The organism is Moorena sp. SIO3I8, assembly GCF_010692325.1.
GTDB lineage: Bacteria > Cyanobacteriota > Cyanobacteriia > Cyanobacteriales > Coleofasciculaceae > Moorena.
This window is the reverse complement of the sequence record NZ_JAAHHW010000011.1, coordinates 63,238-78,683: the sequence shown is the minus strand read 5'-3', so window position 1 is coordinate 78,683 and position 15,446 is coordinate 63,238. Positions and strand designations below refer to the sequence as shown.

15 protein-coding genes are annotated in these 15,446 nt (G+C 43.0%); 7 read left to right on the top strand and 8 right to left on the bottom strand.

All coding sequences use genetic code 11. The annotated features are described in order from the left end of the window. The first annotated feature begins 7 nt into the window (after window positions 1–7). Entirely contained in the window at window positions 8–1,183 is a 1,176-nt protein-coding gene (locus F6K51_RS06825) for a catalase family protein (RefSeq protein WP_293019087.1), read from the top strand. Window positions 1,184–1,334: 151 nt separating this feature from the next. Here F6K51_RS06825 and F6K51_RS06820 read toward each other — a convergent pair whose 3' ends face one another. Next, a complete protein-coding gene (locus tag F6K51_RS06820; protein ID WP_293019086.1) occupies window positions 1,335–2,141 on the bottom strand; it encodes an NADH:flavin oxidoreductase in 807 nt (268 codons plus the stop codon). Window positions 2,142–3,051: 910 nt separating this feature from the next. Between F6K51_RS06820 and F6K51_RS06815 the strand changes: the two genes are divergently transcribed. The 3 genes from F6K51_RS06815 (at window position 3,052) to F6K51_RS06805 (ending at window position 6,852) form a co-directional block, all read left to right on the top strand. After that, window positions 3,052–3,291, top strand: coding sequence for an SDR family NAD(P)-dependent oxidoreductase (locus tag F6K51_RS06815; RefSeq protein ID WP_293019085.1), 240 nt, complete (start codon window positions 3,052–3,054; stop codon window positions 3,289–3,291). Between the two features lie 195 nt (window positions 3,292–3,486). Next, window positions 3,487–4,779, top strand: coding sequence for a cytochrome P450 (locus F6K51_RS06810; protein ID WP_293019083.1), 1,293 nt, complete (start codon window positions 3,487–3,489; stop codon window positions 4,777–4,779). 315 nt (window positions 4,780–5,094) lie between these two features. Continuing rightward, window positions 5,095–6,852, top strand: coding sequence for a peroxidase family protein (locus tag F6K51_RS06805; protein ID WP_293019082.1), 1,758 nt, complete (start codon window positions 5,095–5,097; stop codon window positions 6,850–6,852). Between the two features lie 173 nt (window positions 6,853–7,025). Here F6K51_RS06805 and F6K51_RS06800 read toward each other — a convergent pair whose 3' ends face one another. The 3 genes from F6K51_RS06800 to F6K51_RS06790 form a co-directional block, all read right to left on the bottom strand. Continuing rightward, the gene (locus tag F6K51_RS06800) at window positions 7,026–7,460 is read right to left on the bottom strand and encodes a hypothetical protein (RefSeq protein WP_293019080.1); all 435 of its coding nucleotides are present in this window, start codon (window positions 7,458–7,460) and stop codon (window positions 7,026–7,028) included. A gap of 267 nt (window positions 7,461–7,727) precedes the next feature. Beyond that, window positions 7,728–8,066 carry a hypothetical protein gene (locus tag F6K51_RS06795; RefSeq protein ID WP_293019078.1) on the bottom strand — a complete coding sequence of 113 codons (339 nt, stop codon included), beginning with the start codon at window positions 8,064–8,066 and terminating at the stop codon, window positions 7,728–7,730. A gap of 29 nt (window positions 8,067–8,095) precedes the next feature. After that, window positions 8,096–8,569: an EVE domain-containing protein gene (locus F6K51_RS06790; RefSeq protein WP_293019077.1), complete on the bottom strand. Its 474-nt coding sequence runs from the start codon at window positions 8,567–8,569 to the stop codon at window positions 8,096–8,098. Between the two features lie 270 nt (window positions 8,570–8,839). Here F6K51_RS06790 and F6K51_RS06785 point away from each other — a divergent pair, with 270 nt between their 5' ends. The 3 genes from F6K51_RS06785 (at window position 8,840) to F6K51_RS06775 (ending at window position 11,233) form a co-directional block, all read left to right on the top strand. Continuing rightward, window positions 8,840–9,460, top strand: coding sequence for a heme-binding protein (locus tag F6K51_RS06785; RefSeq protein ID WP_075902850.1), 621 nt, complete (start codon window positions 8,840–8,842; stop codon window positions 9,458–9,460). 62 nt (window positions 9,461–9,522) lie between these two features. After that, the gene (locus F6K51_RS06780; RefSeq protein ID WP_075902848.1) at window positions 9,523–10,488 is read left to right on the top strand and encodes an alpha/beta fold hydrolase; all 966 of its coding nucleotides are present in this window, start codon (window positions 9,523–9,525) and stop codon (window positions 10,486–10,488) included. A gap of 499 nt (window positions 10,489–10,987) precedes the next feature. Continuing rightward, the gene (locus tag F6K51_RS06775; RefSeq protein WP_075902846.1) at window positions 10,988–11,233 is read left to right on the top strand and encodes a hypothetical protein; all 246 of its coding nucleotides are present in this window, start codon (window positions 10,988–10,990) and stop codon (window positions 11,231–11,233) included. Window positions 11,234–11,547: 314 nt separating this feature from the next. On the opposite strand, the gene F6K51_RS06770 is transcribed toward F6K51_RS06775, so the two are convergent. The 4 genes from F6K51_RS06770 to F6K51_RS06755 all read right to left on the bottom strand — a co-directional run bounded on the left by F6K51_RS06770 (window position 11,548) and on the right by F6K51_RS06755 (window position 15,417). After that, window positions 11,548–12,012 carry a hypothetical protein gene (locus tag F6K51_RS06770; RefSeq protein WP_075902844.1) on the bottom strand — a complete coding sequence of 155 codons (465 nt, stop codon included), beginning with the start codon at window positions 12,010–12,012 and terminating at the stop codon, window positions 11,548–11,550. Window positions 12,013–12,103: 91 nt separating this feature from the next. Continuing rightward, window positions 12,104–12,622 (bottom strand): MBOAT family O-acyltransferase, encoded by a 519-nt coding sequence (locus F6K51_RS06765; RefSeq protein ID WP_293019076.1) that lies wholly within the window; start codon window positions 12,620–12,622, stop codon window positions 12,104–12,106. Window positions 12,623–12,798: 176 nt separating this feature from the next. Continuing rightward, window positions 12,799–14,004 (bottom strand): Coenzyme F420 hydrogenase/dehydrogenase, beta subunit C-terminal domain, encoded by a 1,206-nt coding sequence (locus F6K51_RS06760; protein ID WP_070394912.1) that lies wholly within the window; start codon window positions 14,002–14,004, stop codon window positions 12,799–12,801. A 489-nt stretch (window positions 14,005–14,493) separates the two neighbouring features. Further along, window positions 14,494–15,417 (bottom strand): Uma2 family endonuclease, encoded by a 924-nt coding sequence (locus tag F6K51_RS06755; RefSeq protein WP_075902842.1) that lies wholly within the window; start codon window positions 15,415–15,417, stop codon window positions 14,494–14,496. Window positions 15,418–15,446 lie beyond the last annotated feature (29 nt).

The window sequence follows — 15,446 nt, the reverse complement described above, 5'->3', positions numbered from 1 at the left end:
GAGAGCCATGAGCATCCCAAAAATAGTTAACGCCCTTTCCGTGAAATTAATTAACTTCACACGTCGATTGAATCCTGCTATTCGAGATAGCTTCGACCGCTTGTTTCAAAAAAAAATTCAAGCAGTTACCCAATTTATCATCAATCTAAGTAGGAAAAACGATCATCTGGCTATTGCTCAAGAAAAACTCCTGCCGGATGAAGAAAAAATTACCCGAGAGATTGCTCAGCAAATGACTGAGTTTTTGAAAAAAAACTACACCGGAAAAGTGGCTGAGCGAGCTGGCAATACCAAAACTTATGGAGTTGTTAAAGCAACCTTTGAAGTTCTTCCCGATTTAGCTGATGAGTTAAGAGTAGGCATCTTTCGAGAAACCAGAACCTATGCTGCTTGGGTGCGGTTTTCAGGTCCTGGGCCTTTAGAAACCCATGATTTATACAACAATGGCATTCTTAGCATTGGCATCAAACTGATGGATGTAGAAGCTGAAAAACTTATTGATGATGAAAAGATGACCCAAGACTTCACAGGGATCAGTTCTCCTACCTTTACCACCCCCAATATTATTGAAAATATCAAGTTACAACGACAGGTTTTTAACGACACCCCCGCCTGGTATTTTCTGAATCCTTTTGACTCTCATCTGTTAGATGCAATCATGCAGGGGCTCTATGCCAAAGCCCATACCAGTCCTTTAGAAGTGAGGTATTTCAGTTGTGTCCCTTACCTCTATGGGGAAAGAAAAGCAGTCCAATATTCCATTAAACCCAGCACTGACGAGAAAACCCCTATCCCTAAAAATCCGTCCTATGACTATCTCCGAGAAGCGATGGTCAAGGTATTGGACGAACGAGAGGTCTGTTTTGATTTCATGGTGCAATTTCAAACAGATCCTCACCGGATGCCCATTGAAAATGCTTCAGTGGTCTGGTCTGAAACTCTGTCTCCTTACATCAAAGTGGCAACACTGCGTATCCCTGCTCAAAAATTCGATTCACCAGTTCAACTCGCATTTGCTCGCAATCTCTCCTATAATCCGTGGCATTGCATTGCCGAGCACCGACCTTTAGGTAACCAAAGTAGAGCCAGAAAATATATTTACCTAGAAACATCTAAGTTTCGGCAGCAGATGAATGGAGATAAACGAATAGAGCCGCAGAGTGATTGGATTATTGATCAATAAATATGAGTTTGGGTTAAGACTCTCAACACAGAAAAGTTACACCAACGGAACTAGGGAATACCCATTGATCCCAAATCCGGTTATCATAGTGTAGTTACACAAATCATCAAATCCTCTCTAGGCAAGGACTTTGATTTTTTTGAATAGAGTCTCAGTCAAGCGGATTTGGTACATGAAGGGCATCTGCTCCAGCTTCCTCCACCCACTTGCAGATTTGGATAGAGTCTTCCAGGGTATTCCCAGGCTTGTCCCAAGGAATCACAGCATCGTTGTATTCCACTGCACTGATTTTTGCCTGGAGGTGAAAATCGTTTCCTACCTCTTTGCGTATTGCCTGGATAATCTCCAGTAAGAAACGAGCTCGATTTTCCAGAGAACCGCCATACTCATCCTTGCGGTCGTTGATGCCTGAACTCAGAAATTGGGTAATCAGATAGCCATTGGCACTGTGCAGTTCTACCCCATCAAGTCCTGCCTCACGAGCTCGTCTGGCACCATCAGCGAACGCCTGAATCATTTCCTTGATTTCCTTGCGTGTCATTGCCTGACACTCCAGCCCATGAAATGACTCAGTTTCACTGGTTGAACTAAGACCCTTATTATACAAATTCTCCACACCACCAACATCCCGCTGACGACCAGAGTGGCTCAGTTGCATCAAAAACTTACAGTCATATTCATGAACTTTCTCCCCGACCTTGCGCCAGAAAGGAATTCGATCATCCCGGTCAATCGTGGCATAGTTAGGTAAAATTCGTCCTCGGATTTGGACGGGTGTAAAGGAAGAGACGATTGCACCGACGCCGCCTCGGGCAAATTTCTCTTCCCAATTGATTCGTGCCTGGTTACCGGAACCATCATAGTTGTCAAATCGACCAGAGATATTAGAACGAAAGATCCGATTCTTTAGGGTCAAGTTTCGGAACTCCAACGGTTCAAAAATTATATCCTTTTCCATTTGATTTAGTTGAATCTTGGCTTTTGTCGGAATAAAGCAAGCTACAAGCTCAATGCCTAGCATTCCAGATGCTGGCCGAATATTTTTTTAGGAAAACTTTCTAAGGCTGCTATTGAGAGTAAATAACAATAAGGATGTCATTTGTCTTTTTTCCTTTCTATTTTGTGACGCTTATTTGGTTCTGATCCCCGATTCTCTGCTACGCGCTGTCCCTAGGCTAGGAATAAATTACTGTCAGTGACTATCCCCTTTGACCCAATCCCCTTGCTTTGGGGTGGGGGAGGAGTCATTGAACTATCACAAATTTGTATAAGGGCGTTTGTTGGCCAATTTTGGGTAAGTCCTGACAAAATCTTGCTCCCCAGTTGGATCTTTTTAAGTCTCTCCTCGAAAAACTCTAATTTCCAACACTTTCCATTATGACTTGAAGATCATTGATATTTGGTAATTATTAAGTTTTTTAACAACAATCCGGTTTTGGAAAAGCTCCCTGTGAGGATAACTATCAAGGCAATAGAGAGATTTTTGGCAACTGAACCACCTACTTCAGCTAGGGTCTCCATTCTCCCTAAATTTCTCAAAAGTATGCTATACCTCAACTATAGTCCCTCTGCGTGCTTCATTGGTTTGATTTTTCATTGCCCTAGGATCTGGTGATCTGCTGAAAATGTAATTTAAGTTACAACTACTAGTGGATAACTATAACCTACATAGCATTTCCATTTGAGTTGTGAACATAATCCCTTAGGGAAAGGCAAGAGGCAAGAGGCATGCATGCTAGAGCTAATCAAGTATCTAGGGATTTTTTGTAATGAAAAAACTCTAATCCTTGTTTCCAATTCCTTTGGAAAGGCTATCGAAATAATTCTTCAAGATTTCCTGGGTTAATTTTTGTAAAAATACACCTCAAATGAATCTAAAAAATCAGGTAAAGGATCGTCCCAAAACCGCTCTGATTACTGGTGCATCCAGTGGCATTGGTTATGAATTTACTAAGTTATTTGCTCGCGATGGCTACAAGTTAGTACTAGTTGCCAGAAGTGAGTCGAAACTATCTCAACTGGCCGAGGATTTTAGGGAAAAATTTGGGACATTTGTCAGGGTTATTCCGGTGTTGTCCCTGGTCTCAAAAACCAGTTGCTTGCCCTGAGTATAAGATTTATGCCCCGAAATCTAGTAACCCAAGTGGTAAGAAACATGCAAGAAAGGAGCCACTAGTTCTGATTAGGCAGTGGATTTATAAATTCTGGCTTAAGCTGATAGCCTTCATGAAAATAGAAGCAATGGATAAGTTTCAAAGAAAGCCTCAAGAAAGATTTGTCAACAAAACAATGAGCAATGAATAATGAACACCTACCCTTCTACCAATGTACTCGACTTGTTACGGCTTCTGGGTAATCTAGCCAGTGGCTTTATCCGTAACCCCCGTGGTTTCGACCTTGAAAAAGTATTAGGGGGTTGGATTCAGGATGTAATCAAACGCTATGGTAGTAAAAATGTCATTCTAAACTTTCTTCTCAAGAAAGTCTTGCTAGTATCTGGGCGTGACTTATCAGACCGGATTTTACAAGACCCACCAGACAGCCAAGGCTATATCGAAGGGAATCTCAAGAAGGATGGTATGTCTTTCCTTGCCCCCAACGCCCTCACTATCAGCCATGATCAACAGTGGCAGCGCCTGAGACCTTATAACGAGGGAGTGCTTGGCACAGGTTGCCAGCACCAGTACCAACAGGCTTTCCTCGAACAGGTAAATCATGCTTTTTCAAACCCAGTGTCCAACATTGAGGATATCCGGGAATGTATGGGTCAGGCAATGCTTGGCATCGTGTTTGGAGAAAATGTTGCTCCTGAGCGGTTGATCAAGGATATACAGGTGTTATTCTCAATGGTGGGAAATCCGATCAAGCGGATTCTATTGGGAAGGTTTGAAACTAAGCGTTTAGAAAAATTTTATGAAACTCTTGAGCAGCTTTGGGAAGGCAGCGAAGCGTCTGAAAAGCCATGCCTGTTGTCTATGGCTCATGGCATAAAGCCCTACACTACTGAAGAGGAACTCCTGCAACAAATCCCCCACTGGATGTTTACTTTTACTGGTTCAGGAACTGACTTGCTGGCGAGAACCCTTACTCTGATTACCTCTAGACCAGAAGTGCTCGAACGGGTGCGACAGGAAATCAAGGAAGCGGGTTCGTTAGAGAAAGCCTCAACCATTGCTAAACTCAGCTATTTAGAAGCTTGTTTGTTGGAAACTGGTCGTTTGTTCCCTCCAGTGACCAGAACCTTTCACATTACAACAGCTGGCGACGCTTATAATAACACCCGTATTCCGCCAGACATGGAAATTCTACACTTTTTCCCAATCATGCAACGGGAACGGTCTTTAGACCCATCCACCGATTCGTTTGTACCTCAACGGTGGCTAGATCCGAGCGATCAGGACAATTCGACTTACTCCAATTTGTTTCTCAGAGGATCTCGTACTTGCCCCGGAAGGGATTTGATCCTGTTTGTTTGTAAGAGTGCGATCGCAATTCTCCTAGACCAGCAGCAGCTGACATCCAAAACCAATGTACTCTCCCGAGACCCTCTACCAGCCTACTTCCCAGAAAAGGATATCCAATTTGTTAACCCTTGACGGCTTGTGAAATTAATTGACAGTTGAGTGATCAGCAAAGAGTACCCGAGATGGGTACTGTCAATCCCTGTAAATTATACAACACTAGATTTATTAGTCAATCCTCTTTAATTTATAAATTAATGAGTTATGATCAACATAAAAAACTAAGAAATAGAAAGAGCTAGACAACGGTGAATTAAGGATTAATTAAGATCATGCTCAGTCCTATTCACCTAAGCTTAGGAGTGAGCAGTAAGCTCTGACCGGAATTCCTGACACTCCCAACCTAAAACACTAAATACCTCGGTAATAAAAACTAAAGGAATTAGCACAATGACAAAGAAACCTTGGCATAAGTTTCCTACTCCTCTAGCCCTGTTCAAATTAAATAAATTCCGCGAGAATATGCGGGAAGAAAACCTGCACGATACCTCCCAATTACCCACAAAAGGGGAGCCCCCTGAACCGACTCCTAGTCCTGATGGTCGCCATCTTAAAATTCGTACAGCGGATGGTTCATTTAATGACCCCAATGATCCCAAAATGGGGATGGCTGGCACCCGCTTTGGACGCAATGTAGCCCTGAAATACGCATACCCCGACGAAAAGAATTTACTCAATCCCAACCCCCGTACGATCAGTCGGAAGTTATTGACCCGGGATGAATTTGTCCCAGCTTCGACCTTAAACCTAACAGCTGCAGCTTGGATTCAATTCCAGACTCACGATTGGTTTTCTCATACCTTTAATGATTCCGAAGAGAAAATCGAGATTCCTCTGGAACAGGATGACCCCTGGCCCGAAGAGCATAGACCTCTGGAAATCGAAAAAACTCCAAAAGACCCTACTCGTTCTGAAGACGATACCAAAAATCCCCCAACCTTTATCAACCAAGAAACTCACTGGTGGGATGCTTCCCAAATCTATGGCAGTAATCAGGAAACTATTGATAAGGTGCGTAGCCATGTCGATGGTAAGATGATCATTGGTGATGACGGTTTGTTACCTGTCAACCCAGAGAACGGAATCGATATTGTGGGCTTTGACGATAACTGGTGGATAGGACTAAGCATGTTGCATATCCTGTTCGTCAAAGAGCACAACACTATCTGTGATCATCTGAAAAAACAATACCCTGACTGGACAGATGATGACCTGTTCGACCACGCTCGACTGATTAATGCTGCCTTGCTAGCTAAAATTCATACTGTGGAATGGACTCCGGGCATCCTGGCACATCCCGCTTTGCAAGTTGCCATGAGAACGAATTGGTGGGGTATATTGGGTGAGGAATTCAAAAATCGCTTTGGGCGTATTGGGGACAGTGAAGTAGTCAGCGGCATTATCGGATCATCTATTGACCACCACAGTGCTCCCTACTACCTCACCGAAGAATTCGTTTCTGTGTATCGGATGCATCCCCTCATCCCCGATGAATTCCCGTTTTACTCAGTTAAAGACGGTAAAGAGCTGCTGACGAAAGACTTTTTTGAAGTGTCTGGCAAGCGCTCACGTGCCATTCTAGAACAGGTAGATATAGCTGATTTATTCTACACCTTCGGAATCAGCCACCCAGGTGCTGTCACCCTTTACAATTATCCAAAGAAATTGCAGCAGCTAGTGAGGGACAACGGTGAAGTATTTGACTTAGCTGCTGTAGATATCCTGCGAGACCGGGAGCGAGGGGTTCCCCGCTACAACCAGTTCCGGGAACTAATTGGTCGCGATCGAGTTAAATCCTTCGAGGAAATCACTGAGAAGCCAGAATGGGCGAAAGAATTGCGGGAGGTTTACAACAATGATATCGATAGTGTAGACCTAATGATAGGTATGTTTGCCGAAAATCCTCCCAAGGGATTTGGTTTCAGCGATACCGCCTTTCGGATATTCATTCTGATGGCATCCCGACGACTGAAAAGCGATCGCTTCTTTACCAAGGATTACACTGCCGAAATCTATACTCAATTCGGTTTGGACTGGATTGAAAAGAACACTTTCATAAGTGTTGTGCTCCGACATTACCCCAGCTTAGCTGCTAGTCTGAAGGGTGTTGAAAATGGCTTTGCTCCCTGGAAGCGCATAGTCAAATAATGGCTCAGTTGAACCTTTGGGTTAATTGACAATCTCCGCTCGCTCAGAGACGGGGATTGTTGCTTTTGGTTTGCACCAATGACAGTAGAGATCAAATCTCCCTAGGTGCGCTTGACCCATTAAGAATTATAGCAGTCGCCAGGGCAGGCGCGGACATGACAAAAGTCTCAAACCTAAGTAAGCGCAAGAGTTTGACTTCTGACTTCTGACTTCTGACTTCTGACTTCTGCTATAAATTCGCCACGGGTCGCACCTGAGGAAATTCCGCCCTGACGCTCACACTTGAAACCCGACTCACCCCAAGCCTTCATGTCTACATCCGTGAGCTGGATTAGATCAGAGCATCGGGGTTGAATGACTTGAGACAGCAGCGCCCAAACCAAGCTGCGAGCAATGTCTATCCCAGTTTTGAGAGGGGATTCTGAATTACCAGGAATACCTTTCTCTGGCACCAAATCTGTGTCTACCCAAATCCCATGAGCTCCCAGTAGAATTTGCGCCATCCACTGAGCCCGTGGTAGATGGGTGCAAGAGGTAATTAACTTAACCCTACGAACACCCCAACGCCGGAAAATTGGGATAGTGACATACTCCCACACGCTTATCAAAGATTACAGTGTGGGCTTCTTACCAACTCCACCTAACGGGAACGGATATTCGGTAAGCTTTATTAACGACACTGGATGCCCCTCCGCGCCGGAACAATAAATAAGTTCTATTTTTAGTAAGTAGGTGGCGGTTAGCTCTTAATTTGTCTTCCCTACTTCTTTTATTATAGACGATCTTCAATCGTAATTGTTCCCTATTACATAAATATCTTGTGCAAAATTCATCCCACACTCATGCTGCGAATGTTCGTTGTGGGGCTTCTTTTGCTAGAAGCTAAAGAAAAAGTTACCAAAGGTAGAATTAGCACACTTTTCTAACCAAACCTGTTCCGAAGATGCCATCTCCCGCTGAAAAATTAGCCAAATGCAGGGGTCTGGGGATCCATGAGAAATCAGAATTCGCTTGTCTGGGTGCTGTTTGACTAATTCAGCAACATGGATTTCTCGACGAATACTCCCCCCTAGGACAAAGAACGTATCCACAGGTGCTGATGCTGCTGCCTGCAATCTCAGAGTATTAATTAGCAGCCAGCCACACAAAAAAAGTGCTAGGGTTAATAACCCCCAAAGTCTTAGGCGTCTTCGCCATTTTACTGCTCGTGACAAGTTTATCATTCATTAATCGGCCTGAAATATTACCTTTGACTTGGATTTTTGGCTTGAGTGATGCCTAGAATTTTCTGAGCTACTGTCTGAGAAACTGGCATCACCGAGAGTCGATTTCCACGTCTAGTAACCCATAGCTCTTGGTCGCTAAACTCCTGTTTAAGGGTTGAAAGCTCTAGCAAATCGGTAAAAACCTCGACAAATTGCACTACCACAGTATGCCAGCGCGGAGATTCAACACTTGATTTGGGGTCGTAGTAACGGCTAGTTTGGTCAAATTGAGTCGGGTCAACTACTTCACTTTTAATAATTTCCATTAAGCCCACAATTCCAGGGGGTTTAGTATTGGAATGGTAGAAAAAAGCCAAGTCTACCTCCTTCATTTCACGCAGAAAGTTTCGAGCTTGGTAATTACGAACCCCATCCCAAATTGTTTTACCTTCTTTTTCCAGATCAGTGATGCTATAGACTTGTGGTTCCGACTTCATCAACCAGTAATTCATTAGTTATAGGCTTTTAAAAGGAGATGTGAAACTAGTATTGATCAAAAAAGCGACTGCATCAAGACAACCCGATGATTTTTTGGTGTTATCCGAAATCAGGATTTGGTTTCCTTATCTATTTGGAAATGCTGATCAAGTCCGGTTAGTTAGTTGGTTTATGCTCAAGTCGCTTTTTGTTATTCGTAATTTTTCCTTCTTCTTATAACTATAATGATCTTGAACTTGCTAAACAAGGCGTAGTCTTCCACTGTTAGTTAATTTTGCTCCCTGATGAAGCTATCCAAATTTCTCTTGCCTGTAGGCTTACTGGCAATTGTCTTACTGGGATGGAGAGTGTTCAGTGCTGCCTCTGCTCCCCTACCAGAAGGGTTTCCACCTCCTACCCCAGCTGGCAAAATCGAAATCAAACACTACCCTGCCTATCGCGCTGCCACAGTACCCTACTCTGGGGAGCTGTCTGAGGCAGCTAATCGTGCTTTTGGCTCCCTGTACCGTCATATTAGCTCTAACGATATTTCCATGACTGCTCCGGTCGAAACTCGTTATCCGATCAGTACCCTGGAAAGTAGTCAGGGAGATTCCCTTGCTCAGCTTGGTGTTGCCTATGTATCATTTCTATACCACCGCCGTAATATCACTCCTGAGCAGATTGAAAAGAATATTCAGGTAGAAGACATACCACCGATGACAGTAGTCAGCCTTGGGATGAAAGGTAGCTATAGTTATATCAGCTACCAACAAAGTATTGAGCAGTTGAAGGAATGGTTAGCCCAACACTCGGAGTATACCGTCGTTGGTAAACCCCGTCGCTTTTTCTATGATTCTCCCTTTGTTCCGGAACCCCTAAAGCGCAGTGAAGTTCAAGTTCCCATTAGAGCGGTAAATGACTAATACCAATTTAATTTATTCCTGCTACCAATAATGATAATTAGAATGATCAGGATTTTTTAAAAATGGAAAGACAAGAATTCTTTGAATCCAAGGGTGCAAAGATTTATGGAACACTTACCCTACCAGAAGGTGTGGAAAAGCCCTCCGCTTGCCTATTCATTGGAGGGTCTTTTCCTCAGACAAGAGAAGGAAATATAGATAATTCAAAAACCGATTGGTTTCCTAAACCATTACCAGAGCGAAACCTGTTCCGGGATGAAGCTAGAATTCTGGAGGAAATCGGGATAGCCACATTTAGATACGATAAGCGAGGATGTGGTCAAAGCGAAGGAAATTTTAATACTACTCGACTATTTGACTTGGTAGATGATGCTCGGATGGCATTGGAATGGATGCGGAGTATTCCTGAGATTGACAGCAGTAGAATCGGAGTTCTTGGTCAAAGTGAAGGGGCTGTAATTGCTTTAATTTTAGCAGCGTCTGACCCAGACATTAATTTTTTTGTTTGGCAAGGTGGCATTTATAACAACCTAGAAGGGATAATCAAATGGCAAGCCGAAGCCTTTGAAAAATTAGATAGTACAACTATCAAAAATTTCAAGAAAAACATGCCATTAATTTATTGGACATACAAACAGTTTGATGAAATTATTGCTAGCGCAAAAAGGGGTGAAGAGTTCTTTCGCATCGGAGATGAAGATTGGTCTTTTAATTCTTACCTACCGGCGGCTCAAGAGCATTTTGACAATCCTCCCTATTTATTTGTGGACAAGGTCAAATGCCCAGTACTAATTTTACACGGTGCCTTGGATCACAATACACCTCCAGAAGAAGCTCAAGAAATGCAGCAAGCACTTATCGATGCTGGAAATAGGAATGTGACAACTCATATTTTTCCTGGATTGGATCACAGCTTCAGAAGATTAGGTGACCCAGATGAAGATTTTGTTACTGCTATGAAACGACCCCTAGATCCAGAAATGCCCCAAGCACTAACTAATTGGCTAAAAGTCTGGCAACAAAAGTGATCAGGTGATCAGATCAGGTCATGGGGAGATCGGGATATCAGCTACAGAACAGGAAAGAATAACAGACTATGATATCCCCTTAATCTAGCTAACAAATCCAGTTTATTTTAGGCTAATTATTGGGAATCGATATATACACCATTCGTCAAGTCTGAAATGTCGGCTCTTAGGCGAAAGCCTTTGGCTAGACAAACCAAGTCCACCTACCTAAGTGGACTCAAGTTTCTTTCTAGCCTAGGGCTACTAAAAATGGTGCAAGATATCAGTTAAAGCGACTTCATAAATTTTGGTAGTTTCCAGTTAGGACACCTCATTGGCTGAAATTTATAGGGTTATTTGATCATAAAAAGTACGGAATAGCAAAAAAAATTACAATTACCAGGTTTTGTCTAAAAATCACTAACTAGTTAAGTGTTACAAGCTCTAGCTATTGAAGTAACCGAAGATTGTAGAATATAAGGAAAACGTACTATTTCAGATTCAGAGGTGAGGTAAAGTTATGCCCCGTGGTGGTTATCGAGAAAATAGTGGTCGCAAGCCGAAGTGGAATCTGGGTCAAACGAAAGCAGTAAGGATTCCGGTAGTGATCGCAGATACAATTCTAGAAGTGGCTAAACGACTGGATGAGGGGGAGAGTATAGAGTCGGTGATTATTCCTAAATCAGAAACGACTAAACTCTCTCAATTGACTGAAGAAATAGGGGCATCACCAAGAGACTCCAAAGACTCATTAATGGGGTCTTAATTCAGAATTCAGAGTTCAGAGTTCAGGAATATTCCAGCTCAATTCGTAATTCTGAATTCTGAACTCTACAGATATTAGACTACAGGAGCATTTTCGCTTAGTTTCACTTGATTGTAAATAGGGTTTTCTTAAATTTATAAGCTCTTGATTTCTCTGATTTTTTCCTAAATCATGAAGGTGCTAAATCGAATTATAAAACATAGATTTACTGTACATAAAATCTTCTGGTTTACCAAGAATAAAAACTCTCTAAATTTGATAAATTCTATACTTTGAAAAAAATATTGCTGTCTAGGTTCTTGATAAACATCAAATTAGATTCTATTTGGCCAAGTTGCTATAACCTTAATCTTCTGATTTTTGCACCAATTTATAAATTTGATGATGCTACTCATTCCCTGACTTGAAGTTATAGATTCAGATATCTTCTTGTTTGAAGTAATTTTGGCAATAGTTTTGATTTCTTTTTGGGTCATATCAGCTTTTCGATTAGCTGTTTCATCTCCATACTCATTAATAGTTGGAGACTGATAAGCTGAATTCCTGGACTGAAGGGTTTTAAATTTAGCTACTATTCCCTGTTGCACACGCTTCAAGGATATTGCACTGATAAAACGAACTTGATCAATTAAATTCAGTGATAGTAAATATTCCGGATCCCGACTCAACACATAATCAGTAAAGAGATTACTAGGTTTTCCATCATGTATATAATGCTCATATTCCAGAGGAAGAAGAACTAAATCTCCAGGTTTGAGCCAGGAACGAGAACGAGTCAAGATGTAATCAATACCAAGTGGAAAAGTTGTAGCTCCATTAAGACAACTTATGGACGTCTCTTTATGTATCTGACTACAGCTAATGCCAAATCTATAGCAGCATGGTAATTATTAAATTGAGATTGCGTCGCAATTCGCCTTTACGATTACCACCGAGAGGAATATAGAGATAATCCCGCAGAAAGTTAGAAAGGGTAATATGCCACCTACGCCAAAAGTCGCTGATGTTTACTGCTTTGTAAGGAGAGTTAAAGTTCAGTGGTAGCTTAATACCAAACATCCGTGCTGCACCGATAGCCATCTCAGAGTAGCCGGAAAAATCGAAGTAAAGTTGGAACGTGTAAAATAAGGCACCACTCCAAGCATCATAAAAGGTGAGCAATTCTCCTGAAGCAGCAGCATTAAAGACTGGAGTAGCATAAACAGCAGCTGTGTCAGCAATCAAGACTTTTTTGATTAACCCTATGGAGAAAATAGTTACCCCCACCGCCAGATCTTCAGGGTTAAACTGACCAATCTTTAGGTCTACATTTATACAGTTCCCTGATCTCCTGTCCAATGAACAGTAATTGCTGACTTTTCCTAAGCATTTAGCCGTCAGCTTGGTCATTGATCATTGGGGATTGAGTTAGTGCTGCTATTGTTGTTATTTCAGCTCAAGCCTTTGCGATCGCTTGCTGATCAGCATCGCCATTACCCATTACCCATTACCTAGAATTTCTCTCGTAGCTGAGTTGGAAGGCACGCGATCGCTTACTCTACCGAACCGGAGCAATCCCTCAGTTTTTAGTCTGGCAACTTGTACTGTTCTACAATCCGCTTGGCATACTCTGGCACATGTGCCTCTAACTTTTCTGGATGATTGCGCTTTAGATATAAATAGTTGCGGGTGAAGTGGGAGTCAATAGAAAAACGAGCATACTCCAATCCTTTCGGACCTATTTTTTCAATCACCACTCCCATCATTTTTGCTGCCCACATCGGTAACGTAACTCCCTTGTCATAGGCAGGAATACTCTGTTGCACTGCCTGTTTGCGATCGCCTTTTGACATGACTGGTTGAGTTTCCAACTGGTCTTGCACCAAATCCAACAATTCTTGCCCAATGTCATTACGAACCAGAATCCACTGCCAACCAAAGGGAGCTCCCATGTAACCTACCACTAAATCCGCTAGGGAGTTTACATAGTCAAAACAACTCATGCAAGAGGAGGCAAACACATCTTTGAGTTGATTAGTCTTTAAGCCAAAGAACGGTACTTTCTCAATCGAGCCATCCTCATGTTTAAAGTGAATCCGGAAATCCTGCATAAACTCGTAATGTACCACTGTTTCTGGTGAACGGCTGGTGGTTTCTAGAAATTTTTGCAACCCCTCACGGTTGACATTATCGACACAGGGCGTACCTAAAACATAGAGTTTTTCTAAACCGAGTTCGTTTTGCACTGATCGCAATGCTTGGATTTGGCAGCCAACACCAATTACTAATAATCGCTTCATCCCTGATTGTTCCACTTGCTCTAACACAGAGAGGTTAGGAGACAAGGTAGGCTTATTCACCCGTGCTGCTAACACCTCCTCTGGGGTACGAGCAATGATCGGCATTGGCTGAAAGCGGTCTTCTTTAGTGTTTTGGACACAGACTACACCTTCAACTTTACCCTGCTTGAGCATTTCCATGGCAATGGTACTGACAATTCCTGTCCACTGCGCCCCTTCTATGGGGTTAATCTTCTTAGCCGTGATCATCTTCTGGTTAACACCAAAGTACCAATCGTCTGGATGATCTAGATTGCGGCTACGTCCATGGGCTTTTGTTTCCAAGTCAGCTATTTGCTGGTTTAAGAATGCACAAGCTTCCTTGACATAATGGATATAGTATGTATCACAAAGTCCACACTCGCTACACAGTTCCTTGGCAGGGCGTCGGCTACTTGGTTTTAAGGCTCTCGCTTTTTTATGTTTGGCAGGTTGAGGTGTCACTGAAGTCATTTGCTTAACTAATGGTCTATTGTCTCACGATGGTGAGCATTCAGCCGTCAGCTAATGCGCTACCTCAAGCGCGTCGTTCGCACAGCGTGGCCAAACGCGCCCCGCGTGGCCCAAAGGCCAAGGCCAAAGCCTGTGCCACGCACGCTACTTGAGGTGATATCAGCTATCAGCCGTCAGCGTTAATTTGGATCTTGGTTATCGATTCCAACACAATAGACAGGAGTGTAAATGCGTTCCCGTCGCGGCTCAATGCTTAGCATCGCATATCTCGATTGCCAACACTGATCGGATTTTCTCTTAATTTTCTCTTAATTTTCTCTTATTTGGTACATTTGTACTCAATTAAGTCATGCGATCGCGTAGCGTGGCCTACGGCCAATCGCACAAAGAGGAGATAATTGGACCCTCAGGTCAATCAAAGTACCACCTTAGGGGCGCAGGGCGTGCGCCCACCCACCAAGGGAAAAGAAAACCAGAAAAACCCTCCTTTTAGTTACCAAATTCTGCCACCTGAGATTCAGACAGACCTGTTAAATTCGCCACCTGCTCCACCGTCATCCCTTGCTCTAACAAGTTCTGCGCCACCTGCTGCAACTGAGACTCCGCTTGATCAGCTCTTTGTTGTTCTTGATCAGCTCTTTGTCGTTCTTGCTCGGCTTTTTGTTGTTCTTGATCGGCTCTTTGTTGTTCTTGATCGGCTCTTTGCCGTTCTTGTTCAGCTCTTTGTTGTTCTTGATCGGCTCTTTGTTGTTCTTGATCGGCTCTTTGTTGTTCTTGCTCAGCTTTTTCCTCAGAAGTGGGCAGTAACTCCCCATCCAAATTTGCCCAGCGTAACCAAGTTGCTTCGATGCCGTTATACTCACCATGCCAACGCACCAAGCTCAAACCTAATGCCTGAGATACCAGTTGGTTTTGCTCATTAGGTTCTATCGGTTGGTAAACTCTATTTTGGAGATGAAATCCAGCCCAATCATCTGGATTAAACGGATCAAACCAGAAATACTCTGGCACACGCATCTGATTTTGATAAATCTGTTTTTTCTCGTTTTTGTCACGCTCAGCAGTGCTTGCCGACAAAAGTTCGATAATCACGTCAGGAGCCTTTTCCTCCTCCCAAATCACCCAGCTTCGACGCTCTCCCTTGGGTACATCTAGAGCAACAAAGAAATCTGGTCCTTTATAGTCCTTATTTTTGAGTTGGGCAACGCTGTAGTAAACAAACATATTACCACCGACATAGCCATCCGACCTATTATCTAGCCAAGGCGATAGGGTATAAATGAGCAGATCCATTTGGGCTTTGTGCCGTGCGGTTTCCATTGGTATATCATCATCACAAGGGAGCTCAGCCTGAGTAGGTGGTGCTGCCACTGGCATTGACACTATAGTTTTAGAGAGTGTAAGCTCTGACATGGCTGTCCAAAGGTTTCAGTTTACCAAGT

Coding starts and splice junctions, on each gene's coding strand:
- F6K51_RS06785 (WP_075902850.1), top strand. CDS start 8,840: ATGAAGCTATCCAAATTTCTCTTGCCTGTAGGCTTACTGGCAATTGTC.
- F6K51_RS06810 (WP_293019083.1), top strand. CDS start 3,487: ATGAACACCTACCCTTCTACCAATGTACTCGACTTGTTACGGCTTCTG.
- F6K51_RS06765 (WP_293019076.1), bottom strand. CDS start 12,622: ATGACCAAGCTGACGGCTAAATGCTTAGGAAAAGTCAGCAATTACTGT.
- F6K51_RS06815 (WP_293019085.1), top strand. CDS start 3,052: ATGAATCTAAAAAATCAGGTAAAGGATCGTCCCAAAACCGCTCTGATT.
- F6K51_RS06760 (WP_070394912.1), bottom strand. CDS start 14,004: ATGACTTCAGTGACACCTCAACCTGCCAAACATAAAAAAGCGAGAGCC.
- F6K51_RS06775 (WP_075902846.1), top strand. CDS start 10,988: ATGCCCCGTGGTGGTTATCGAGAAAATAGTGGTCGCAAGCCGAAGTGG.
- F6K51_RS06780 (WP_075902848.1), top strand. CDS start 9,523: ATGGAAAGACAAGAATTCTTTGAATCCAAGGGTGCAAAGATTTATGGA.
- F6K51_RS06825 (WP_293019087.1), top strand. CDS start 8: ATGAGCATCCCAAAAATAGTTAACGCCCTTTCCGTGAAATTAATTAAC.
- F6K51_RS06820 (WP_293019086.1), bottom strand. CDS start 2,141: ATGGAAAAGGATATAATTTTTGAACCGTTGGAGTTCCGAAACTTGACC.
- F6K51_RS06805 (WP_293019082.1), top strand. CDS start 5,095: ATGACAAAGAAACCTTGGCATAAGTTTCCTACTCCTCTAGCCCTGTTC.
- F6K51_RS06790 (WP_293019077.1), bottom strand. CDS start 8,569: ATGAATTACTGGTTGATGAAGTCGGAACCACAAGTCTATAGCATCACT.
- F6K51_RS06755 (WP_075902842.1), bottom strand. CDS start 15,417: ATGTCAGAGCTTACACTCTCTAAAACTATAGTGTCAATGCCAGTGGCA.